This is a genomic window from Ramlibacter tataouinensis TTB310 (assembly GCF_000215705.1).
GTDB classification, from domain to species: domain Bacteria; phylum Pseudomonadota; class Gammaproteobacteria; order Burkholderiales; family Burkholderiaceae_C; genus Ramlibacter; species Ramlibacter tataouinensis.
This window is the reverse complement of sequence record NC_015677.1, coordinates 3,470,541-3,491,345: the sequence shown is the minus strand read 5'-3', so window position 1 is coordinate 3,491,345 and position 20,805 is coordinate 3,470,541. Positions and strand designations below refer to the sequence as shown.

Annotated in this window: 21 protein-coding genes; 10 read left to right on the top strand and 11 right to left on the bottom strand. The window is 69.1% G+C overall.

Annotated elements, in window-relative coordinates:
* Positions 1 to 3 precede the first annotated feature (3 nt).
* Positions 4 to 1,206, bottom strand: coding sequence for a glycosyltransferase (locus tag RTA_RS16755; protein ID WP_013902622.1), 1,203 nt, complete (start codon positions 1,204 to 1,206; stop codon positions 4 to 6).
* A 338-nt stretch (positions 1,207 to 1,544) separates the two neighbouring features.
* Between RTA_RS16755 and urtA the strand changes: the two genes are divergently transcribed.
* Genes urtA through urtE form a run of 5 tightly spaced genes read left to right on the top strand, consistent with a single transcriptional unit; the run spans position 1,545 to position 7,112 of the window.
* Entirely contained in the window at positions 1,545 to 2,828 is a 1,284-nt protein-coding gene (urtA, locus tag RTA_RS16750; protein ID WP_013902621.1) for an urea ABC transporter substrate-binding protein, read from the top strand.
* Positions 2,829 to 2,874: 46 nt separating this feature from the next.
* Positions 2,875 to 4,437 carry an urea ABC transporter permease subunit UrtB gene (urtB, locus tag RTA_RS16745; RefSeq protein WP_013902620.1) on the top strand — a complete coding sequence of 521 codons (1,563 nt, stop codon included), beginning with the start codon at positions 2,875 to 2,877 and terminating at the stop codon, positions 4,435 to 4,437.
* Complete coding sequence (urtC, locus tag RTA_RS16740) at positions 4,434 to 5,546, top strand: urea ABC transporter permease subunit UrtC (RefSeq protein WP_041675682.1); 1,113 nt, start codon at positions 4,434 to 4,436, stop codon at positions 5,544 to 5,546. The genes urtB and urtC overlap by 4 nt, the downstream gene beginning before the upstream one ends.
* Complete coding sequence (gene urtD / locus RTA_RS16735) at positions 5,543 to 6,403, top strand: urea ABC transporter ATP-binding protein UrtD (RefSeq protein WP_013902618.1); 861 nt, start codon at positions 5,543 to 5,545, stop codon at positions 6,401 to 6,403. The genes urtC and urtD overlap by 4 nt, the downstream gene beginning before the upstream one ends.
* 4 nt (positions 6,404 to 6,407) lie before the next feature.
* A complete protein-coding gene (gene urtE, locus RTA_RS16730; protein ID WP_013902617.1) occupies positions 6,408 to 7,112 on the top strand; it encodes an urea ABC transporter ATP-binding subunit UrtE in 705 nt (234 codons plus the stop codon).
* Positions 7,113 to 7,336: 224 nt separating this feature from the next.
* On the opposite strand, the gene RTA_RS16725 is transcribed toward urtE, so the two are convergent.
* The 6 genes from RTA_RS16725 to RTA_RS16700 form a co-directional block, all read right to left on the bottom strand.
* A complete protein-coding gene (locus tag RTA_RS16725; protein WP_041675681.1) occupies positions 7,337 to 7,552 on the bottom strand; it encodes a hypothetical protein in 216 nt (71 codons plus the stop codon).
* The gene (locus tag RTA_RS16720) at positions 7,549 to 8,031 is read right to left on the bottom strand and encodes a hypothetical protein (RefSeq protein WP_013902616.1); all 483 of its coding nucleotides are present in this window, start codon (positions 8,029 to 8,031) and stop codon (positions 7,549 to 7,551) included. The genes RTA_RS16725 and RTA_RS16720 overlap by 4 nt, the downstream gene beginning before the upstream one ends.
* 142 nt (positions 8,032 to 8,173) lie before the next feature.
* Complete coding sequence (locus RTA_RS16715; RefSeq protein ID WP_013902615.1) at positions 8,174 to 9,004, bottom strand: urease accessory protein UreD; 831 nt, start codon at positions 9,002 to 9,004, stop codon at positions 8,174 to 8,176.
* Entirely contained in the window at positions 9,001 to 9,777 is a 777-nt protein-coding gene (locus tag RTA_RS16710) for an ABC transporter permease (protein WP_013902614.1), read from the bottom strand. The genes RTA_RS16715 and RTA_RS16710 overlap by 4 nt, the downstream gene beginning before the upstream one ends.
* On the bottom strand, positions 9,774 to 10,622 hold the full coding sequence (locus tag RTA_RS16705) for an ABC transporter ATP-binding protein (protein ID WP_013902613.1): 849 nt from the start codon (positions 10,620 to 10,622) through the stop codon (positions 9,774 to 9,776). Before RTA_RS16705 ends, RTA_RS16710 begins: the two co-directional genes overlap by 4 nt.
* Positions 10,619 to 11,653, bottom strand: a complete 1,035-nt coding sequence (locus tag RTA_RS16700) for an ABC transporter substrate-binding protein (protein ID WP_013902612.1) — start codon at positions 11,651 to 11,653, stop codon at positions 10,619 to 10,621. The genes RTA_RS16705 and RTA_RS16700 overlap by 4 nt, the downstream gene beginning before the upstream one ends.
* A gap of 327 nt (positions 11,654 to 11,980) precedes the next feature.
* On the opposite strand from RTA_RS16700, the gene RTA_RS16695 reads away from it, so the two are divergent.
* Positions 11,981 to 12,247, top strand: coding sequence for a GlsB/YeaQ/YmgE family stress response membrane protein (locus RTA_RS16695; protein ID WP_013902611.1), 267 nt, complete (start codon positions 11,981 to 11,983; stop codon positions 12,245 to 12,247).
* Between the two features lie 92 nt (positions 12,248 to 12,339).
* Here RTA_RS16695 and RTA_RS16690 read toward each other — a convergent pair whose 3' ends face one another.
* From RTA_RS16690 to puuE, 3 genes are read right to left on the bottom strand one after another with little or no spacing between them, the layout of a single operon-like run.
* Positions 12,340 to 13,566: a M20 family metallopeptidase gene (locus RTA_RS16690; RefSeq protein WP_013902610.1), complete on the bottom strand. Its 1,227-nt coding sequence runs from the start codon at positions 13,564 to 13,566 to the stop codon at positions 12,340 to 12,342.
* A complete protein-coding gene (uraD, locus tag RTA_RS16685; RefSeq protein ID WP_013902609.1) occupies positions 13,563 to 15,350 on the bottom strand; it encodes a 2-oxo-4-hydroxy-4-carboxy-5-ureidoimidazoline decarboxylase in 1,788 nt (595 codons plus the stop codon). The genes RTA_RS16690 and uraD overlap by 4 nt, the downstream gene beginning before the upstream one ends.
* A gap of 1 nt (position 15,351) precedes the next feature.
* Positions 15,352 to 16,290 carry an allantoinase PuuE gene (puuE, locus tag RTA_RS16680; RefSeq protein ID WP_041675680.1) on the bottom strand — a complete coding sequence of 313 codons (939 nt, stop codon included), beginning with the start codon at positions 16,288 to 16,290 and terminating at the stop codon, positions 15,352 to 15,354.
* A gap of 60 nt (positions 16,291 to 16,350) precedes the next feature.
* Between puuE and uraH the strand changes: the two genes are divergently transcribed.
* From uraH to RTA_RS16665, 3 genes are all read left to right on the top strand, one after another.
* Positions 16,351 to 16,707 carry a hydroxyisourate hydrolase gene (gene uraH / locus RTA_RS16675; protein WP_041675679.1) on the top strand — a complete coding sequence of 119 codons (357 nt, stop codon included), beginning with the start codon at positions 16,351 to 16,353 and terminating at the stop codon, positions 16,705 to 16,707.
* A gap of 1,000 nt (positions 16,708 to 17,707) precedes the next feature.
* Positions 17,708 to 18,442: a hypothetical protein gene (locus RTA_RS16670; RefSeq protein ID WP_143763000.1), complete on the top strand. Its 735-nt coding sequence runs from the start codon at positions 17,708 to 17,710 to the stop codon at positions 18,440 to 18,442.
* 17 nt (positions 18,443 to 18,459) lie between these two features.
* Entirely contained in the window at positions 18,460 to 18,801 is a 342-nt protein-coding gene (locus RTA_RS16665) for a transposase (protein WP_013902605.1), read from the top strand.
* A 493-nt stretch (positions 18,802 to 19,294) separates the two neighbouring features.
* Here RTA_RS16665 and RTA_RS16660 read toward each other — a convergent pair whose 3' ends face one another.
* Positions 19,295 to 19,807 carry a hypothetical protein gene (locus RTA_RS16660; protein ID WP_013902604.1) on the bottom strand — a complete coding sequence of 171 codons (513 nt, stop codon included), beginning with the start codon at positions 19,805 to 19,807 and terminating at the stop codon, positions 19,295 to 19,297.
* A gap of 142 nt (positions 19,808 to 19,949) precedes the next feature.
* On the opposite strand from RTA_RS16660, the gene xdhC reads away from it, so the two are divergent.
* A complete protein-coding gene (xdhC, locus tag RTA_RS16655; protein ID WP_041675678.1) occupies positions 19,950 to 20,753 on the top strand; it encodes a xanthine dehydrogenase accessory protein XdhC in 804 nt (267 codons plus the stop codon).
* Positions 20,754 to 20,805 lie beyond the last annotated feature (52 nt).

Below are 20,805 nucleotides of genomic sequence, written 5' to 3'. Positions count from 1 at the left end.
TCCTTAGCCCACCACCGCGCGCCGCGCCGCCACCAGCGGCTCGGTCAGCATGGCCGACGCGGGCCGCGACGCACCGACCGCCGGCGCGGCGGCCGCGCGCTTGGCCGCCTGGTTCTCCTGGTCGGCCTGGGCGATCAGTTCCGCCATCCCGTTGGCGGTCGCATCCCAGGAGGTGCGGGCCACCACCTCGGCCAGCGCCTTGGCGTGACGCAGCTGCAGCTCGGGCGTGCGCGCCAGGATCTCGTCGCAGGCCGCGACGAACTCCTCGGGCGTGGAGACGATGGGCACCACGTGGCCATAGGGCTCGACCACGTCCTTGATGGCCGTGCTCACCGAGGGCCGGCCGCAGGCCATGTACTCCAGCGTCTTGGTGGGGCTGATGAAGCGGGTGGCCTCGTTCAGCGCGAACGGCAGCATGCACACGTCCCAGCCCGAGATGAAGGCGGGCAGGTCGTCATAGCTCTGCTGGCCCAGCCAGTGGATGTTGGGCCGCTGGGGGATGCTGGCCGGATCGATCTTGACCACCGGGCCGACCATCACCACCTGCCACTCGGGCCGCGCGTCGGCGAGGGCCGCCACCATCCCCAGGTCCACGCGCTCGTCGATCACGCCGCAGTAACCCACGCGCGGATGCGGCAGCTGCGCCTGCAGCGGATGGTCCGGCACGTTGCGCGCGAAGTGCTTGGCGTCCACGCTGCTCGGGAAGCAGTGCACGCTGGGGTGGCGCGTGCGCTTGGACTGGTACAGGCTGGGGCCGCCGGTGAACACCAGGTCGGCGGCCTTGAACAGCGCGTTCTCGCGCTGCAGCAGCTGGCGCGGCGCGTTCTTGAAGGCCGCCAGCTCGTCCATGCAGTCGTAGACCACGCCACGCGGCGTCATTTCCGAGGCCAGCGGATAGGCCATGGGGGTGTAGAACCAGACCCAGTAGTCCTTGACGTTCTCCTCGGCCATGGCCTGCATCACCATCTGCTGCAGCACCGGCAGGTGGTCGTCATGGAAACCGGGGGTGTCGCCCTTCACGTGCGGACGCCACACCTGCACGCCGGGGCAGGGCTTGATGCGCTCCAGGTGCGGCTCCTGCGCGTGGAGCATGGGTTCCTCGATGAAAACCACTCGCCAACGCGCGGCCAGCCGGGACAGCAGGTGCTGGGGGCGCTGGTAGACAAAGTTCCAGCGCAGGTGGGAAAAGACGACGAGGGTTTGCATGACGTTCCTTGCAGGGTCTGTATGAATGAACTGCGGGCAACGCCCACCCCTCCCGGGCGAGCGTTGCGCCAGCCGCATGGCCCTTGGCGAAAGGACCCCGCGACTTAGCTAAAAACTCTATCGGAAGCCTTTGCCGGCGTGGGGTCATCGACAGCCTTTGCGCCCATGTCACGACCTTTTCCTACAAGCCCCACGGCCGCTGAAACCGCAAGCCATACGCCAAGCGGCGTATTGGCCGCGCACGCTGCGCTCCCTAGCATGCGTCGCACGCCGTACCGATCAGCTGCTGAAACGTCCGGCGACAACTTCCGGCTTCCTCCCCTTCACCTGGAGCGCACATGCAACGACGTCTCACCCTCAAGGCGATCACCGCCGCCACCGCCCTGGCCAGCCTGTCCGGCGTTTCCTCCGTCCATGCCCAGGCCGCGGGCGGCACCATCAAGGTCGGCATCCTGCACAGCCTGTCCGGCACCATGGCGATCTCCGAGACCGTGCTGAAGGACACGGCGCTGATGGCCATCGAGGAGATCAACGCCAAGGGCGGCGTGCTCGGCAGGAAGCTCGAGCCCGTCATCGTGGACCCCGCGTCCAACTGGCCGCTGTTCGCCGAGAAGACGCGGCAGCTGCTCACGCAGGACAAGGTGGCCGCCGTCTTCGGCTGCTGGACCAGCGTGTCGCGCAAGTCGGTGCTGCCGGTGGTGGAGGAGCTGGGCGGCCTGCTGTTCTACCCGGTGCAGTACGAGGGCGAGGAGCTGTCCAAGAACGTGTTCTACACCGGCGCGGCGCCCAACCAGCAGGCCATCCCCGCGGTGGAGTACCTGATGTCCAAGGAGGGCGGCGGTGCCAGGCGCTTCGTGCTCCTGGGCACCGACTACGTCTACCCGCGCACCACCAACAAGATCCTGCGCGCCTTCCTCAAGTCCAAGGGCGTCAAGGAATCCGACATCGACGAGAAGTACACGCCTTTCGGCCACAGCGACTACCAGACCATCGTGGCCGACATCAAGAAGTTCTCGGCCGACGGCAGGACCGCGGTGATCTCCACCATCAACGGCGACTCCAACGTGCCGTTCTACAAGGAGCTGGGCAACGCCGGCCTGAAGGCCAGGGACGTGCCGGTGGTGGCCTTCTCGGTGGGCGAGGAGGAACTGCGCGGCGTCGACACCAAGCCGCTGGTGGGCCACCTGGCCGCCTGGAACTACTTCCAGTCGGTGAAGAACCCCACCAACGACGAGTTCGTGAAGAAGTGGGCCGCCTACGCCAAGGCCAAGGGCATCGCCGGCCACAAGGACAAGCCGCTGACCAACGACCCGATGGAGGCGACCTACATCGGCGTCCACATGTGGAAGCAGGCGGTGGAGAAGGCCAGGACCACCGACGTGGACAAGGTCATCGCCGCGATGGGCGGCCAGACCTTCAAGGCGCCGTCCGGCTTCACCGCCAAGATGGACGAGAAGAACCACCACCTGCACAAGCCGGTGTTCATCGGCGAGGTGCGCGCCGACGGCCAGTTCAACGTGGTCTGGAAGACGCCCGGCCCGGTCAAGGCCAAGCCCTGGAGCCCCTTCATCGAGGGCAACGACAAGAAGAAGGACGAGCCGGACGGCAAGTCGAAGCTGTAAGGCCGTTCCTCCCTCTCCGCCATGCGGGAGAGGGAGTCAGGTTCTCATGAGAAAACTTCTTCTTCTGCTGACGGTCTTCCTTGGTGCGCAGGCCCATGCGCTCACGCAGGAGCAGGCCACTGCCCTGGCCGTAGGCGACTCCGACGCGCGCATCGTAGCCCTGGGCCAGGCCGTCCAGGGCGCCGACGAAAGGACCGTGGCGTTGCTGCAGGCCCTGGCCGACGACGCGGTGAAGGCCACGGCCGGCGGCCAGGTGTTCATCGTGCGCGGCGGCCGGGGCCTGGACCCGGTCACCGGCGGCGAGGTGGCGCTGCCCGCCGATGCCGAGGACGTGATCAGCAACAACCGCATGCGCGGCGAGCTGGAGATGGCGCTGGCCGCGCTGCGGCTGTTCTCGCAGGACCCGGCGGTTCGCTCCCAGGCGGTAAGGTCGCTGGCGGGCGAGACCGACGAAGGCCGCCTGCCGCTGATCGACAAGGCCTACGCGGCCGAGGGCGACCCGGGCATCCGGGCGCAGCTGGCCCGGGTGCGCGCCGCCATGCTGCTGGGCAGCAGCGACCCGGCGCGCCGGCTGGAGGCGGCCCGGCTGCTCGCGGCCAGCGGCGACCCGGGCACCAAGACCCTGCTGCTGGAGCGCATGCGCCCGGAGCCTCAGGCCCAGGTGCGCGCCGCCATGGCATCGGCGCTGCGCGAGGTGGAGGGCCGCCTGGCCTGGGGCGAGCGCCTCGGGCAGCTGTTCTCCGGCATCAGCCTGGGCTCCATCCTGCTGCTGGTGGCGCTGGGGCTGGCCATCACCTACGGGCTGATGGGCGTGATCAACATGGCGCACGGCGAGCTGATGATGATCGGCGCCTACGCCACCTACGTGGTGCAGAACCTGTTCCGCCAGCACCTGCCGGGCGCGTTCGACGGGTACCTGGTGGCGGCGGTGCCGGCGGCTTTCGCCGCCTCCGCCCTGCTGGGCGCCATCCTGGAGCGCGGCGTGATCCGCTTCCTGTACGGCCGGCCGCTGGAGACGCTGCTGGCGACCTGGGGCATCAGCCTGATGCTGATGCAGGCCGTGCGCTCGGTGTTCGGCGCGCAGAACGTGGCCGTGGAGAACCCCGGATGGATGAGCGGCGGTCTGGTGGTGATGGGCAACCTGCAGCTGCCCTGGAACCGCATCGTCATCATCGCCTTCGCCGCCGGCGTGCTGGCCGGCATGGCGTTCCTGATCGCACGCACGCGCCTGGGCCTGTTCGTGCGCGGCGTCACGCAGAACCGGCCCATCGCCTCCTGCATGGGCGTGAACACGGCGCGCACCGACACCTATGCCTTCGCGCTGGGCTCGGGCATCGCAGGGCTGGCCGGCTGCGCGCTCAGCCAGGTCGGCAACGTCGGCCCCGACCTGGGCCAGAGCTACATCGTCGACTCGTTCATGGTGGTGGTGCTGGGCGGGGTCGGGCAGCTCGCCGGCACGGTCTACGCCGCGCTCGGGCTGGGCGTGCTGAACAAGCTGCTGGAGGGCTGGGCCGGCGCCGTGCTGGCCAAGATCGCGGTGCTGGTCCTGATCATCGTCTTCATCCAGAAGCGGCCGCAGGGGCTGTTCGCGGTCAAGGGAAGAGCATGAGAGGTGACTCCCGGCTTGCGTTGCCCCCTCCGGAGCCCTTGCTCACCAACGCTGGCTGGGCCGCGTTCCTGGTCGCCCTGATCGCCGTCTGCGCTTTGGCCCCGGTGCTGAACCTGGCGGTGCCGCCCACCAGCGCCTTCCACCTCGGCGACTACGGCGTGGCCCTGCTCGGCCGGATCATGTGCTACGCCATCTGCGCGCTGGCCATGGACCTGGTGTGGGGCTACACCGGCATCCTGTCGCTGGGGCACGGCCTGTTCTTCGCGCTGGGCGGCTACGTGATGGGCATGTACCTGATGCGCCAGATCGGCCGCCAGGGCCACTACGGCAGCGACCTGCCCGACTTCATGGTGTTCCTGGACTGGAAGCAGCTCCCCTGGCACTGGCAGCTGTCGGACAGCTTCGCGGCGACGCTCGCGCTGGTGGTCCTGGTGCCCGCCGGGGTGGCCTTCGTGTTCGGCTTCTTCGCCTTCCGCTCGCGCATCAAGGGCGTGTACTTCTCCATCATCACCCAGGCCATGACCTTCGCTGCCATGCTGCTGTTCTTCCGCAACGAGACCGGCCTGGGCGGCAACAACGGCTTCACCGACTTCAAGCGCGTCCTGGGGCTGCCCATTGCCACGCCCTCCATGCGCATGGCGCTGTTCGTGCTGACCGGGCTTGCGCTGCTGGGGTTTTTCCTGTTCGCGCGCTGGCTGGTGGCGGCCAGGTTCGGCCGCGTGCTGCAGGCGATCCGCGACGCGGAGTCGCGCGCCATGTTCTGCGGCTACGACCCGGTGCGCTACAAGCTGACGATCTGGGTGATCTCGGCCGCCATGTGCGGGGTGGCCGGCGCGCTGTACGTGCCGCAGGTGGGCATCATCAACCCCGGCGAGATGAGCCCGGCCAATTCCATCGAGATCGCGGTCTGGGCGGCGGTGGGCGGCCGCGCCACGCTGGTCGGCCCGATCGCCGGCGCCTTCCTGGTGGGCGGGGCCAAGAGCTGGCTGACCGTGGCCGCGCCGGAGTTCTGGCTGTACTTCCTGGGCGCGCTGTTCATCGCGGTGACGCTGTTCCTGCCGGACGGCCTGGTGGGCCTGCTGCGGCGCCTGCGGGGACGGCGGCGATGACGCCCGACCTGCTGGAACAAGGCGCGCAGCGCGTGCAGCAGCGGGCCGCGGCCACGGCCTCGGGCGGGCGCGAGGCCGGCTTCGGACGGCCGGCCACGCCGGGCGAGGTCGATCTGGCGCATGGCCGCATCCTGTACCTGGAGGACGTGAGCGTGAGCTTCGACGGCTTCCAGGCGATCAACGGCCTGTCGCTGGACATCGCGCCGGGCGAGCTGCGCTGCATCATCGGTCCCAACGGCGCCGGCAAGACCACGATGATGGACATCATCACCGGCAAGACCCGGCCGGATGCCGGCACCGTGTTCTTCGGCTCCACCATCGACCTGCTGCGCCACACCGAGGCCCAGATCGCCCAGCTGGGCATAGGCCGCAAGTTCCAGAAGCCCACCGTGTTCGAGCAGCTCACGGTGTTCGAGAACCTGGAGTTGGCGCTGGGGACCGGCAAGGGCGTGCGCGCCTCGATGTTCTTCCGCCTCGACTCCGTCCAGGCCGACCGGGTGGCCGAGGTGCTGCGCACCATCCACCTGGCTGGCAGCGAGCGCCGCCTGGCCGGCACGCTCAGCCACGGGCAGAAGCAGTGGCTGGAGATCGGCATGCTGCTGATGCAGGAGCCGCGTCTGCTGCTGCTGGACGAGCCGGTGGCCGGCATGACCGACGAGGAGACGGCGCGCACCGCCGAGCTGTTCCTCTCGCTCAAGGGCCGGCATTCGCTGGTCGTGGTGGAGCACGACATGCCGTTCGTGCGCAGCATCTGCGAGACCGTCACCGTGCTGTGCGACGGCCGGGTGCTGGCCCAGGGCACGCTGGACCAGGTGCAGAACGACGAGCGGGTGATCGAGGTTTACCTCGGAAGGTGAAGCGATGCTGAGCGTCCAGGGCGTCAACCAGTACTACGGCGGCTCGCACATCCTGCGCGATGTGTCGTTCGAGGTGCCGGCGGGCCGGGTTACGGTGCTGCTGGGCCGCAACGGCGTGGGCAAGACCACGATGCTGAAGTCGCTGATGGGGCTGGTGCCGGTGCGCACCGGCCGCATTGAACTCGAAGGCCGGGCCCTGCAGCAGGCCACGCCCTACCAGCGGGCGCGGGCGGGCATCGGCTACGTGCCGCAGGGGCGCGAGATCTTCGGCCGCCTCACGGTGCAGGACAACCTGCGCATGGGCCTGGCCTCCCGGCCCGCGTCGACGCCCATTCCCGCGCAGCTGTTCGAGCTGTTCCCGGTGCTGGCGCAGATGCTGCACCGGCGCGGCGGCGACCTGTCCGGCGGCCAGCAGCAGCAGCTGGCCATCGCCCGGGCGCTGGCAGCCCGGCCGCGGCTGCTGGTGCTGGACGAGCCTACCGAAGGCATCCAGCCCAGCATCATCAAGGACATGGGCCGGGTGATCCGCCGCCTGGCCGACCAGGGCCTGGACGGCCGGCCCGTGGCGGTGCTGCTGGTCGAGCAGTACTACGACTTCGCGCGCGAGCTGGCCGACCATTACCTGGTGATGGAGCGCGGCGAGATCGTCGCCCGCGGGGCCGGCCGGGACATGGAGCGGGACGGCGTGCGCGGCCTGGTCGCGATTTAGCGCGGCGGGCCCGGCCTCAGCCCGGCAGTTGTAGGCAGCAGCCTACCGCGCAAGGCGCCGGTCCCCGTCAGGCTCAGCGGCGACGAGCCCGTATCGTGCGCGCATGAATTCGGAGACGATCATGCCCCTCATCCTCTGGCTCCTCGGCGTACCGCTGACCGTCGTCCTGCTGCTGATGCTGTTCGGCGTGGTCTGACCGGGCCTGGACGCCCGGCGCCGGGCGCTCAGGGCTTGCGCTTGACTTCTTCCAGCTGGTCCAGGTTGGTGCCGGACCGGCTGCCGCGGTCGCCCTCGGCATGTTCCGGGGGAAGGTTGGGCGCCGCGCCTTCCTCCTCTCCCTGGTTGGAATAGGGCTGGCGGCCGGCGGCGCCGTCCCAGGTCACCTCGTTGCGGTAGCCGTGCCCGGCCTTTGCCTTGCCGGGCTCGTCCGCGCGGCTCATCGCGATGGCTCGGTGGGCACCAGCACCACCGGTTCCGAGGTCTTGGGTTCGATGGTGATCGACGTCTGGCCCGGCGGCAGCACCACCGTCTCCACCTCGCGCAGGATGCCGCCACCCGCCACGCTGCCGCTGGTGCTGCCGTAGCCCATCACGCGCGCCTGGCAGGCCGCCTTGTCCTCGCCGATCAGCGGCTCGCAGCGGGCCAGCGCGTTCGCTTCGTGGTTGCCGTAGGTCTCGAGCTTGCCGCGCTGCTTGGCGGCCTGCGCGTTGCGCGCCTCCTGCAGGCAGGCGTCCCGGTCCTGCTGGGTGCGGCCGCTCATGCAGGCCTGCACCTCCTGGCGGTAGCTGCCCGAGGCATCGATGTCGGCGCTGGCGGTACCGGTAGCGACCTGGGCGGTGGCGGCGGTCATGGCCAGCAGGGCGGTGACGCCGAAGGACACCAGGCTGCGGCGCGTGCGGTTCTTTTCGGGGTGGCTCATGTGCAATCTCCTGGAAACGAACAAGGTTTCCGATGCCCAGAGTCTAGGAAGGGCTGCCAGGCCGGGCTGCCGGAAAGGGGCGGCGGCTGGCGGCGGTGAGCTGCCGGTGACGCCGTAGGACGCAGCTGGCAGTGGGTGCCCGCTACAGGGCCCAGGTGCGCGGCTGCGAGGCCGCCTGCCCCCACAAGGCCGGACGCCAGGCATCGCGCACTGCCTGCAGCAGCTGGCGCGCCGGCTCGACCAGCGGCGCTAGCACCCGCACCACCACGGTGGCGCGGTCGGGCAGGGTGGCGCCCGCGCTGTCGCGCAGCGCATGGCCGTCGATCACCTCACGGGCCAGCCCGAGCGCGCGCTCGCGCCGGTCGCGGTCGAACCCGCTGCCGCCGGCCAGGAACAGCGTGGCCAGGCAGCGCCGGCCGGCCAACCCCAGCGGGCCGTCCAGCAAACGCCGGTCCGCCGCGTCCAGCGTGCCGCGCTCCAGCCAGCCGCCGGCCACCTCCAGGTGCTGCCGCAGCCACCCCTGCTCGAAGGGCCGGCCGGCCGCCGGCAGGCCCAGCGCCACGATGTCCCAGCCCATGACCTCGGCCCCGGGCGCCAGCTCCATCCGCAGGTGGTTGTCGGCATGGCAGCCGCTGTAGCACAGGGCTTCCAGCGGCAGCCACTCCATCCGGGCATCGGCTTCCAGCACCAGCCGGGTGCGCTGGGCCGCGACCGCGCCGTCCGAGCGGTAGAAGCGCGAGGCGCCCGCGGTGGTGACCAGCCCCTGGGCGCCCGGCCCCAGGTGCACCTGGAGGTCGATCTCGTCGCCGCCCACCAGCCCGCCGGGCGGATGCACCAGCACGGTGTGGGCGATGGCCGGGCCCTCGGGGTACAGGCTTTGCAGCATCCGCAGCGGGCCCTCGTGGGCGAAGCGCACCGTGGTGCGCGGGCCCGAGCGCTGCAGGTCCAGCCGCAGCCGGGCGGCCCAGGTCATGCGTTCTGCGAGCCCCGGTGCGCCCAGCCGGTGGTGTGCTTCTCCACGTAGCTGAACAGCTCGTACATCGCCATGGCCATGACGCCGATCACCACCAGGCCGGCGAAGGCCAGCGGCAGGCGCTGCTGCGAACCGGCGCTCTGCATCAGGTAGCCGATGCCCGAGTCGCCGGCCGTCATCTCGGCCAGCACGGTGCCCACGAAAGCCAGGGTGATGGCGATCTTGAGCGAGCCGTAGAAGTAGGGCATGGACCGCGGCAGGCCGACCTTGATCAGCACGTCCCAGCGCCTGGCGCCCAGCACGCGCAGCACGTCCTCCAGCTCCGGCTCCAGCGTGGCCAGGCCGGTGGCGATGTTCACGGTGATGGGGAAGAACGAGATCAGGAAGGCCGTCAGGATGCCGGGCCCGACGCCGATGCCGAACCAGACGATCAGGATGGGCACGATGGCGGCCTTGGGCACGGCGTTGAAGGCCACCAGCAGCGGGTACAGCGCGCTGTACATCAGCCGCGACGAGCCGATCAGGAACCCCAGCAGCACGCCCACGACGATGGACAGGCCGAAGCCGACCATGGTGACCCAGAAGGTCTTCCACGCCGCTTCCATGATGGGCGAGAAGAACTCCGCCATGGCCTGGGCGATGGTCCAGGGGCTGGGGAAGATGTAGTCGGCGATGCCGAACACCGAGCACACCAGCTGCCACAGCAGCAGCAGGGCCGCGGCGGCGATCAGCGGCGACCAGCGTTCGAGCTGGCGGCGTCGCAAGGCGTTCATGGGCTCACCCCGGCGCTGGTCTTTCGGATCGCGCCGATGTGCCCGCGCAGCTCGTGCACGATGTCGGTGAACTCGCGGGTGTAGGTGACCTCCAGCTCGCGCGGGCGCGGCAGGGCGATCTCGCGGCGCACCATGAAGCGGCCGGGGCTCTTGCTCATGACGTAGACCGTGTCGGCCAGGAAGACGGATTCACGCAGGTCGTGCGTGACCAGGATGACGTTGAAGCGCTGCTCGGTCCACAGGTCGCGCAGGATGCACCACAGCTCCTCGCGGGTGAAGGCGTCCAGCGCGCCGAAGGGCTCGTCCAGCAGCAGCATCTTGGGTTCGTGGATCAGCGCGCGGCAGATGCTGGCGCGCTGCTGCATGCCGCCGGACAGCTGCCACGGGAACTTGTCCTCGTAGCCGCCCAGGCCCACCTTGCGCAGCAGCGCGCGGGCGCGCTCGGCATACTCGGCCTTGCGGGCCTTGAAGCTGCGGCGGTAGGGCTCGACGATCTCCAGCGGCAGCAGCACGTTGTCCACCGTCGTGCGCCAGGGCAGCAGCGAGGGCGCCTGGAACGCCATGCCGGAGATCTTCAGCGGCCCGGTGACCGGCTGCCCGTCGATCAGGATGCGGCCGCGCGAAGGCCTCTTCAGCCCGGTGGCCAGCTTCATGAAGGTGGACTTGCCGCAGCCCGACGGGCCGACGATGGCGATGAACTCGCCCTGGCGCACCTGCAGGTCGATGGCCTCGACCGCGAAATGGCCCTGGGCGAGCAGTTCCTCGTTGTACGCGAGCCAAACGTCCGAGAAATCGACGAAAACGGCGCCACGGTCCGCGGCGCCGTCCTTGCGTGCGGCTGTCACTTGCGCGCGGGCAGGATGTTCAGTTCGGCCTTGGCGGGCAGGAAGGAGCCGTCCCAGACCGCGTCGGGGTTGACGCGCGTCTTGGTGTTGAAGGCGTCCGACACCTGCGAGGCCATCAGCGACAGGCGGGCCGGGTTGATCTGGCCGAAGCCCTCGGCGCGCGCGTCGGGGCTGTTGATCACGGTGTCGATGGCCAGCTTGAGCCGGCGCGCCTCCATCGCGGTGTTGATGATGCCGTCGCGCGCCTTGACGTCGGCGATGGCCGCCTCGGGCTGGGCCAGCACGTCCCTGGCGCCCTTGGTGAAGGCGCTCAGGAAGGCCTTGATGGCCTGCGGGTTCTCGCGCACCAGCCGCGGGTTGGCGATGATGACGTTGCCGTAGAGCTTGACGCCGTAGCTGGGGTAGGGCAGCACCACCACGTCCTCGGCCTTGACGCCGCGTGCCTCCAGGTTGAGCAGCGAGGTGAAGGTGAAGCCGGTGATGGCGTCCACGTCGCCGCGCGCCAGCATGGTCTCGCGCAGCGGCGGGTCCATCGCGGTCCAGGCCACGTTGCCGATGCCGTTGACCTTCTGGAAGATCGGGAAGGCGCGGCGCCCGGCGTCGAACACCGGCGCGCCCAGCTTCTTGCCGTTGAGGTCGGCCGGGCCCTTGATGCCCGACTTCTTCAGCGCCATCACCGAGGCCGGCGTGTTGTTGTAGACCACCATCACGGCCACCGGCTTGTTCGGCGCATCGGGATTGTTGGCGTGGAACTCCATCAGCGCGGCCAGGTCGGCGAAGCCCATGTCGTAGGTGCCGGAGGCCACGCGGGTGACCGCGCCGCCCGAGCCGTTGCCGGCATCGATGGTCACGTCCAGCTTGGCGTCCTTGAAGTAGCCCTTGGCGGCCGGGGTCAGGAAAAAGGCGGCGGGGCCTTCGAAACGCCAGTCCAGCTGGAACTTGATGGGCGTGGCGGCCTGCGCATGAGCAGTGCCGACGGCGGCCGCCAGGGCGAAGGCGGCGGCGGACTGGACGAAAACCCTCTTTTTCATTGAGAACTCCAAAGCGAAGAAAAGACGACCGGGCCACCGAAGCAAAAACGGTGCCGAACAGCATATTTTCACCGGTGCCACCCCCATCGGAGGCTCAGGACATTCCCCGGCAATTCCCGAGCAAAAGGTAGGGGTTGTCTGACGCGGCCATGAGCGAAGGACGCACGGTGAGCCTGTGCCGCCGACTACGCCCGCGCTTGACGGGCAAAACCATATTGCCAAACACCGGTTGCCCGTTTGGGGCGGCAGGTGGTCCGAACCGGCGGCGACCCCGGCGGTGAAGGCCCCATCAACAACATGCCGAAGGTCGGCTTTAGGAGTGTCAACATGAGTTTCCTGATCTGGTTAATCGTGGGCGGTATCGTCGGCTGGCTGGCCAGCCTGATCATGCGTACCGACGGGCAGCAGGGCATCCTGCTGAACGTGATCGTCGGTATCGTGGGCGCGTTCATCGGCGGCTGGGTGATCTCGCCCATGGTCGGCGTGGGCACGATCAACGAGGGCATCAGCATCGGCTCGGTCCTGGTCTCGCTGGTCGGCGCCGTGATCCTGCTGGCCATCGTCAACCTGTTCCGCCGCGGCCGCGTGCGCTAAGCGCCGCTGCACGGCCGGGCAGGGCTCAGCCACAAGAAAGGGCGCAAGGCGCTATGGGTTGCCCATAGCGCCTTGCGCCCTTTCTTGCTGGGTCAGCCCAGCAGGTCGCGCAGCGTGCGCGCGATCACCCGCGTGGCCCGGCGCAGGTCGGCCAGCTCCAGCCGCTCGTCGGCGCGCTTGGCATGCGATTCCAGCACGGTGCGCGGCCCGGCGCCGTAGATCACGCCGGGGATGCCGGCCTCGCCGTACAGCCGCACGTCGGTGTACAGCGGCGTGCCCATGGCCGGGATGGGTTGGCCGAACACCGCCTGGCCGTGCCGCTGAATGGCTTCCACCAGGGGGCGGTTGCCCGGCAGCGGCTGCAGGGCGCGCGCCAGCAGCAGGCGCCGCACCTGCACCGACAGGCCCGGCCGCTGCGCGGCGGCGGTGGCGATCAGGTCGCGGATCGTCGCCTCCACCTGCACCGGGTCTTCCTCCGGGATCATGCGGCGGTCCAGCTTGAACGCCACCTGGCCCGGCACGACGTTGGTGTTGGTGCCGCCCTCGATGCGACCGACGTTCAGGTAGGGATGGCGGATGCCGGGCACCCGCGAGGTGGTCTGCTTGTACAGCTCGTTCTGGGCGTAGAGGGCGTTGAGGATGTGCACGGCGCCCTGCAGCGCGTCGATGCCGCTGTCGGGGATGGCCGCGTGCGCCATCTTGCCGTGCACCGTCACCTCCATCTGCAGGCAGCCGTTGTGCGCGGTCACGACCTCGTAGCTGAAGCCGGCGGCGATCAGCAGGTCGGGCCGGGTCAGGCCCTTCCTGAGCAGCCAGCCGGGGCCCAGCTCGCCGCCGAACTCCTCGTCGTAGGTGAAGTGCAGCTCCACCGCGCCCCTGAGCGGCGCGCCCAGCGATTCCAGCGCGCGCAGCGCGAAGGTGAAGCTGGCGAAATCGCTCTTGCTCACCGCCGCGGCGCGGCCGTAGAGGCGGCCGTCCTCCACCTGGCCGCCGTAGGGATCGCGCGTCCAGCCCTCGCCGGGCGGCACCACGTCGCCATGGGCGTTCAGCGCCACGGTGGGGCCGCCCTGGCCGTAGCGCCGCCGCACGATCAGGTTGGTGATGGACTGCAGCCCGGCGGCCCGGACCTCCTCCTGGGGCACGAGGTGCTTCTCGGCCTGCAGGCCGAAGCCGGCCAGCAGCTGCGCCGTGCGCTCGGCATGCGGCGCGTTGTCGCCGGGCGGCGTGTCGGTGGGCACGCGGATCAGTTCCTGCAGGAAGCGCACCTCTTCGTCGAAGTGCGCATCCACCCAGGCGTCGAGCTTGTCGTGGTCGGTCATGCTGCTGGCTGCTCCCGGGCCAGGTCCTCCAGCAGGCGCTGGAAGGCGCGCACCGCCAGGTCGATGTCGTCGCTGGTGGTGGACTCCAGCGGGTTGTGGCTGATGCCGGAATTCTGGCCGCGCACGAACAGCATCGCCTGGGGCATCACCTCGTGCAGCTTCATCGCGTCGTGGCCGGCGCCGCTGGGCATGCGGTACAGCGGCACGCCCAGTGCCTCCACCGCGCGTTCCCAGCGCTGCTGCCAGTCCGGCGCGCTGGGCGCGGCGGCGGCGCGCATGGTTTCCTCCACCACGAAGCGCAGGCCGCGCCGGGTGCAGATCTCCTTGAGTTTGGCCAGCACGTCGGCGACCATCGCGTCGCGCTGCGGATCGTCGGGCGCGCGCAGGTCCAGCGAGAACAGGCAGCGGCCCGGCACCACGTTGATCGAGCCGCTGGGCACTTCCAGCATGCCGATGGTGCCGACCGAGTCGCCGTCGCGCCGGGCGCGCTGCTCCACGAACAGCGCGAGCTCGGCCACCGCCACCGCGGCGTCGCGCCGCCGGTCCATGGGCGTGGTGCCGGCGTGGCTGGCCATGCCGGTCACCTCGCACTGCAAGCGCACGCCGCCGTTGATCGAGGTGACGATGCCGAGCGGCAAGTCCAGCTCGTTGAGGACGGGGCCCTGCTCGATGTGGACCTCGACGAAACCCAGGTAGCGCGAGGGATCGCGCCTGAGCGCGGCGATGGCCTCCAGCGTCGCCGGCAGGCCGGCGTCGCGCATGGCCTCGCGCATGGGGATACCGGCGGCATCCTTTTGCTCCAGCCAGGCCGGGTTGAAGTGCCCGATCAGCGCGCCCGAGCCCAGGAAGGTGGCCTTGTAGCGCTGGCCCTCCTCCTCGGCAAAGCCCACCACCTCGATGCCGAAGGGCAGCCGTCGCCCGGCCCGGGCCAGTTCGCGCACGCAGGCCATGGGCGTGAAGATGCCCAGCCGGCCGTCGTACCTGCCGCCGTTGCGCACGGTGTCGTAGTGCGAGCCGGTCAGCAGGTACCTCGCGCCGGCGGCCGCGCCGCGGTACCGCCCCACCACATTCCCCACCGCATCGATCTCCACCTCGTCGAACCCGCACTCGCGCATGTCCGCCACCAGCTGCCGGGCCGCCGCGCGGTGCGCATCCGTGAGGTAGGTGACCGTGAGCTGGCCCTTGTCGGCATAGCCGGGGTCGCTGTGCTGCGCCAGACTCTCCTGCCAGTCCCACACCAGGTGGCCCAGCGCGGGCTCCACGCCGAACTTGTCGTTCAGCCGCAGCTCCACGATGCGGTGGATGTTGCGCAGCGCCTCGGCGCGCTCGAAGTCCGCCGGGTTTTCCAGCCGGCGCGCGAAGGTCTCGATGATCTGCTGGCGCGCGAGGCCGGTGCCGCGCGGCCCGCGCACGGCCAGGATGAAGGGGAAGCCGAACCTGGCGTTGTAGTCCGCGTTGAGCTGCTGCAGGCGCGCGAACTCCTGCGGCGAGCAGTGCGCGAGGCCGGCCCGGCTTTGCTCGTCGGTGGATTCGCTGGTCAGCGTCCTGGCCACCATGGCCTTGCCCGCCAGTTCCGGGTGGGCACGGATCAGCGCCAGCTGCCGGTCCTCCCCGGCGGCGCGCACCACGTCGGCCATCGCCTGCTTCAGGTGGCTGAGGGAGCGGAAGGGCCGCTGCGCGAGCGCCGCTTCGGCGATCCAAGGCGAGTGCTCGTAGAGGCCGTCGAGCAGCCGGGTGGCTTCGGCGCGATCGGCGGCATTGATCTGTTCGAGGGTCAGGGGCATGTCAGGCCTGCTGGTAGGGATGGACCTGGGTCCAGTGGCGCGCGATGTCGATGCGCCGGCACACCCAGACGCGGTCGTGCGCCGCGATATGGTCGAGGAAACGCTGCAGCGCGGTGATGCGTCCGGGGCGTCCGAGCAGGCGGCAGTGCATGCCTATGCTCATCATCCTGGGCGCCTCCTCGCCCTCGGCGTACAGCACGTCGAAGCTGTCGCGCAGGTACTGGAAGAAGGGATCCGCATGCGAGTAGCCCTGGGGCAGGGCGAAGCGCATGTCGTTGCAGTCCAGCGTGTAGGGCACGACCAGGTGCGGCACCACGGCGCCGTCGGTCCTGCGCACCTTCATCCAGAACGGCAGGTCGTCGCCGTAGTAGTCGCTGTCGTAGGCGAAGCCCCCGAAGTCGGCGACCAGCCGGCGCGTGTTGGGGCTGTCGCGCCCGGTGTACCAGCCCAGCGGCCGCTCGCCGGTGAGCTGGCGGATGCCGTCCATGGCCAGCCGCATGTGCTCGCGCTCGGTGGCTTCGTCGATGGTCTGGTAGTGGATCCACTTCCAGCCGTGGCAGGCGATCTCGTGGCCCAGCTCGACAAAGGCCTGCGTCACTTCCGGATGGCGCTGCAGCGCGCTGGTCACGCCGAACACGGTCAGCGGCAGCCGGCGCTGCTCGAATTCGCGCAGCAGCCGCCACACGCCGACCCGCGAGCCGTACTCGTAGATGCCTTCCATGCTCAGGTGCCGCCCGGGGTAGGCCGCGGGATTGAACATCTCGGAGAGGAACTGCTCGGAGCCGGCATCGCCATGCAGCACGCAGTTCTCGCCGCCTTCCTCGTAGTTCAGCACGAACTGCACCGCGATGCGGGCGCCACCGGGCCACCTGGCGTGCGGTGGATGGCGGCCGTAGCCGGCCAGGTCGCGGGGGTAGGGGGCGGTGCTGTCGTAATGCATGGCGTTCAGGGCAGGGCCGCCCGACTGTATACACTTCCGTCGACCATTCTGGAGCCGACCATGGGCCTGAGCACCCACGTTCTGGACACCGCGCATGGCCGCCCCGCGGCGGGCATGCGGGTGGCGCTGTATGCCACCGGCGCGGGCGGCCAGGCCCGCCTGCTGAAACACGTCGAGCTGAACGCCGATGGCCGCGCCCCGGACGGGCCGCTGCTGGACGGCGCCAGCGTGCGCGCCGGCACCTACCGGCTGGTATTCGAGGTGGCGGGCTATTTCCGCGGCCGGGGCGTGGAACTGCCCGAGCCGCCCTTCCTGGACCAGGTGGCGCTGGACTTCGGCATCGCCGACCCGGCGGCGCATTACCACGTGCCGCTGCTGGTCAGCCCGTGGAGCTACTCCACGTACCGGGGGTCGTAAAACGCTATTAGGTGGCTATTGCCCCATGAACTTCAAATAACTAAAAAGGTAGCAGGTCCGGTATAGGTGAGTGCAGGAGCGCCTCACAGGTGTGAGTGCTGAGGTGCTACTCAGGTATCTCATCGGCGGTGCTGAGTAGCACCTCACGGCCACCCCTGGCCGCATAGCGCGAGACGAACGCCGCGATTTTGCAAGCGGTCGGCCAGCTTCAGGAGAACGCCCAATGTCGTTACATTGACCCCTGACAGGCTGTGCCGGGATACCTGCTAAGTCAACGCCGGCGGCGTGCCTTTCTACGGGGCCGCGCACCACCTCAGTGTTGCAGGTGCACTAGCTCTGGAAAAAGACGAGCTTGAACGGATGCTGCGGCTGTCGGTGCGACGTGGCGCGCATCCGGCGCTGACGTCGAGCTAGTCAGCGCGTGCGTTGAAATCCGCTTGCCGCTAACGACGAGGCATCTGAACTCGCAACGCGCGCAGCAGCGCGATCGTGTTGCTGCACATGAACGTGGATCGCGGGCGCGAGTAGGTGCAAGCGCCCATGACTAGCATGCCGATCTACTGTGCCAACTCTCCGCCTTGCAGCCCATGTCTGCCTTCGACTCATAGCAGACATCTCGCACTGAACCGACCTGTCTGGAACCGCCCTAACATCGGGATTGACCGGCCAAAACCAGGAGGGCCACAGGCGCGGAGGCAGTTGTGCGTCCCTGTGGAATAAACCTGTTTGGCGTTAGTGGATTGGGACTTTGGCTCACAAGGCTGCAGCGAGTGAGGAGGCGTAGCTTCGTACCCTTTGGCGGTCACCTTGATGAACCAACGTGGCCTGCGGGGTTGACTCATGGGGGTCGGCAAACTGCTTGAGTACGCGACTCGAAGTCGCTAGCCACATAGGCCCGCGTCGCATACCGACACAGGAGTCACACGCTCGGCGGTGAGGATCCGCCCCACGGGTGACGGCGCTTTGCTTACGCTGCCCTGCCCCATCTTCAAAAAGCCGCATGCTCCGCCTCGTTATACCCCTGCTCGCGACAGTTGCCGTCGCCCAAGCCGTTGCCGCCACGCCGGAGGACATCTCCGAGGGCGCGCCGCTGACGGTGGACGACACGACCGTGACCGGCAGGGGCAAGCGAACGGCCCAACTGTCGACGGCCGCCGAACGCACGGCCGCCGGCGACCACCGCGCCCGACTCGACCCCCAGCTGAAGGCCGGCATTGCGGAAGGCTGGCAGGCCAGCGTCACTGTCCCGGTCATCGGCGGCTCCGCGTCGCGTGCCACGAGCGGTGATGTCCGCCTGGGGCTTCAAGGCAAGTTCAACGATGAGGCCGGCTGGCTGCCGTCCTTGGGGGCGTCCCTCCGGCTGGACCTGCCCACCGGCCGCGACAGCGAAGGGCTGGACACGCGCTTCAAGCTGCTGGCTACGAAGACACTGGCCGAGCGCCACCGCGTGCACCTCAACGCGCTGCTGGAGAACAACCAGGAGCCGCGGCCGAACGAGCGCAGCAACCGGCGCGGCTTGGTCGTCGGCTACGACGTCCAGCTGCGCGGCGGCACGCTGTTGCTGGCCGACTACGTGGTCGAGCAGGCCCGTGAGCGGGGCCGCCACGACCGCCTGCTCGAAGCGGGCCTGCGGCAGAAGGTTGGCGAGGGTGTTCTCGGCTTCGGAGTAGGCGCCGGCCTGCGCGACAGCGCCACGGACTGGCGCCTGCGCGTGTCCTGGCAGCAGGAGTTCTGATCGAAGGCGCGCGCTCCATGCGCAACAAGCGTCGCTTGCAGATGGCGGCCGCGGATCGCGCCAATCTCATCCGCAAAAGGAAGTGCCGCTCGGTGTACGTGCTGCGGGAGTTGTATCCAGAGCCGGGCAAGGGTGCTCGCCGCACCCTCGTGTACATTGCCACCAGCGAGAACGAAGCCGACATGATGCGCTTTGCGCAAAGCTACGTGACACCAGGCTCGATCGTCATGACCGACGAGAGCAACGCGTTCACGCAGCTGTCTCGCTGGTTCAACCATCGCAGCGTGGTGCACCCGCGCGAGTACTGCAGTGACGACGGCGTGAACGACAACAGGCCGAGTCGTACTCCTCCGCGCTAGGATTGAGCTCGCAGCTCACACAGACAAAGCTGGCCACCGTGTCGGTGTTGGGTGCCTTCGGCTTGGCTTGAGCAAGCGCGGTCAGGATGGCCCGTGTCGTGACTCGATACGCGAGCCGCCTTGGCGCTTCTTGGATTTGGGTTGCGCCCAGCTTGGACGTGTCCACCTGGATCTCGTGGTGGCGAATCGAGTGGTCCAGAGCGGCCAAGTCCCGCTGGAGTGCCTGGATCTCCAGGCTCATCTGGTTGCACTGCTTCTGCAGCTGCTTTTCGTGCGTCTCGAGCAGTTGCTTGCGGCGCCTCTTTGCAGCGTTGAGGAGGCCGGCCACGGCACGTCGTCGATCGACGAGCCAGTTGAGCGATGAAGGGATGCGTGATGACATGCCGCGAGGGTAGGAGTACCCTCGCGGCTCATCTATGGGCGGTTACCGCCTAATAGCGTCTAAAAGAAAAAGGCCGGCAATGCCGGCCTTGATGTCAGTGGAGCCTTGACCTCAGTCCTGTCCTTCGGTGAGGGTGTCCAGCTGGAAGCGGCCGCTCTTGTGCCACAGCCAGGTGTCGGTGTAGACCACCTTGCCCATGCGGGCCGGAACAGGGAAGGGGGCGGCGGCGCGCACGGTGCGCTCGATCTCGGCGACCACCTCGGGCGCGTGGTTCGGCGCGCGCATCCAGCTGATGTTCTGCACGCCGCCGTTGCCGTCCACCTCGACCTGCAGCACGCCAATGGCGTACAGCAGGGGCGGCATGCGGCCCTTGTAGATGCGGCTCTTGTTCAGGCCGTACAGGTGCTTGGCGGCATCCTGGCGGTAGGCCCGGGCGTCCGCGGCCGCGGAGGCGTTCTTCGGCGTGGCCGCCGGACCGGGCCGCGGCGCAGGCACGGCCACGGCCGGCTCGGGGGATTTTGCGGGGGCGGGGGCCGGCGGTGCCGAACTGCAGGCCGCCAGCAGCGCGGCTGCGCCCATGGTTGCAATGGTGAGCAGGCGGCGCAGGGTGCGAGCTTGCATCATGATCTCTCTCCTCAAATTACGCCGTCAGACTGCGGCTGAGCTATTGAACGCGAGCTTGAATGCAAGCTGCAAGATTTAGACGATGCTGGTTACGAAATGATGCATTCACTTGCGTTCGAAACCACAGTTCACCGGCCCGTCCATGAATGATTTCTCTTTAATCGTCTCGGCCGGTATCGTGGTGGAGGTGATGGCCACCCAGGGGTCCGTTCCGCGAGAGGCCGGCACCTGGATGGCGGTGACGGCCGACACCGTGCACGGCACCATCGGCGGCGGCCAGCTGGAGTTCCAGGCCATCGCGCATGCGCGGTCCCTGCTGGCCGGTGCCGGTGTGCCGTCGGAGCAACAGCGCTGCGCGCTCGGCCCCAGCCTGGGCCAGTGCTGCGGCGGCGTGATGCATCTGCGCTACAGCCGGTTCGAGCCCGGCGACCTGCCGGCGCTTCGGCAACGCCTGGCGGTTCCTCATCCGCCCGTCGCCCTGTTCGGCGGCGGCCACGTGGGACGGGCCCTGGTGCAGGTGCTGGGCGGGTTGCCCTTCGAGGTGCGGTGGATCGACAGCCGCGACGAGATCTTTCCCGTGCAGCTGCCGCCCGGCGTGCATTGCGAGCATTCCGACCCGGTGCAGGCCGCGGTGGCCGATCTCGCGCCGGCCTCCCAGGTGCTGATCATGAGCTTCAGCCACGCCGAGGACCTGGACATCGTGGCCGCCTGCCTGCGCCGCCGGCGCGAGCGCGCCGACCTGCCCTTCATCGGCCTGATCGGCAGCGCCACCAAGTGGGCGACCTTCCGGCACCGGCTTGCGGACCGCGGCTTCAGCCACGGCGAGCTGGCCCAGGTCACCTGTCCCATCGGCCTGCCGGGCATCGCCGGCAAGGAACCGGAAGTGATCGCGGTTGCCGTGGCCGCGCAGCTGCTGCAGCAGCGCCGCGGCGCCGCGGCGCCCTAGAAGTTGCATACACTGCGGCTGCTGTCGCCGCAGCGGCGCCGGGCCGGCACCC

What these genes read in the sequence shown, in the direction of transcription:
- RTA_RS16720 (WP_013902616.1), bottom strand. Translation starts at nt 8,031, where the DNA reads ATGAGCCACCCCGAAAAGAACCGCACGCGCCGCAGCCTGGTGTCCTTC.
- urtE (WP_013902617.1), top strand. Translation starts at nt 6,408, where the DNA reads ATGCTGAGCGTCCAGGGCGTCAACCAGTACTACGGCGGCTCGCACATC.
- RTA_RS16695 (WP_013902611.1), top strand. Translation starts at nt 11,981, where the DNA reads ATGAGTTTCCTGATCTGGTTAATCGTGGGCGGTATCGTCGGCTGGCTG.
- RTA_RS16710 (WP_013902614.1), bottom strand. Translation starts at nt 9,777, where the DNA reads ATGAACGCCTTGCGACGCCGCCAGCTCGAACGCTGGTCGCCGCTGATC.
- uraD (WP_013902609.1), bottom strand. Translation starts at nt 15,350, where the DNA reads ATGCCCCTGACCCTCGAACAGATCAATGCCGCCGATCGCGCCGAAGCC.
- xdhC (WP_041675678.1), top strand. Translation starts at nt 19,950, where the DNA reads ATGAATGATTTCTCTTTAATCGTCTCGGCCGGTATCGTGGTGGAGGTG.
- urtD (WP_013902618.1), top strand. Translation starts at nt 5,543, where the DNA reads ATGACGCCCGACCTGCTGGAACAAGGCGCGCAGCGCGTGCAGCAGCGG.
- RTA_RS16725 (WP_041675681.1), bottom strand. Translation starts at nt 7,552, where the DNA reads ATGAGCCGCGCGGACGAGCCCGGCAAGGCAAAGGCCGGGCACGGCTAC.
- RTA_RS16660 (WP_013902604.1), bottom strand. Translation starts at nt 19,807, where the DNA reads ATGATGCAAGCTCGCACCCTGCGCCGCCTGCTCACCATTGCAACCATG.
- urtA (WP_013902621.1), top strand. Translation starts at nt 1,545, where the DNA reads ATGCAACGACGTCTCACCCTCAAGGCGATCACCGCCGCCACCGCCCTG.
- urtB (WP_013902620.1), top strand. Translation starts at nt 2,875, where the DNA reads ATGAGAAAACTTCTTCTTCTGCTGACGGTCTTCCTTGGTGCGCAGGCC.
- urtC (WP_041675682.1), top strand. Translation starts at nt 4,434, where the DNA reads ATGAGAGGTGACTCCCGGCTTGCGTTGCCCCCTCCGGAGCCCTTGCTC.
- RTA_RS16690 (WP_013902610.1), bottom strand. Translation starts at nt 13,566, where the DNA reads ATGACCGACCACGACAAGCTCGACGCCTGGGTGGATGCGCACTTCGAC.
- RTA_RS16700 (WP_013902612.1), bottom strand. Translation starts at nt 11,653, where the DNA reads ATGAAAAAGAGGGTTTTCGTCCAGTCCGCCGCCGCCTTCGCCCTGGCG.
- RTA_RS16715 (WP_013902615.1), bottom strand. Translation starts at nt 9,004, where the DNA reads ATGACCTGGGCCGCCCGGCTGCGGCTGGACCTGCAGCGCTCGGGCCCG.
- uraH (WP_041675679.1), top strand. Translation starts at nt 16,351, where the DNA reads ATGGGCCTGAGCACCCACGTTCTGGACACCGCGCATGGCCGCCCCGCG.
- RTA_RS16665 (WP_013902605.1), top strand. Translation starts at nt 18,460, where the DNA reads ATGCGCAACAAGCGTCGCTTGCAGATGGCGGCCGCGGATCGCGCCAAT.
- RTA_RS16670 (WP_143763000.1), top strand. Translation starts at nt 17,708, where the DNA reads ATGCTCCGCCTCGTTATACCCCTGCTCGCGACAGTTGCCGTCGCCCAA.
- RTA_RS16755 (WP_013902622.1), bottom strand. Translation starts at nt 1,206, where the DNA reads ATGCAAACCCTCGTCGTCTTTTCCCACCTGCGCTGGAACTTTGTCTAC.
- puuE (WP_041675680.1), bottom strand. Translation starts at nt 16,290, where the DNA reads ATGCATTACGACAGCACCGCCCCCTACCCCCGCGACCTGGCCGGCTAC.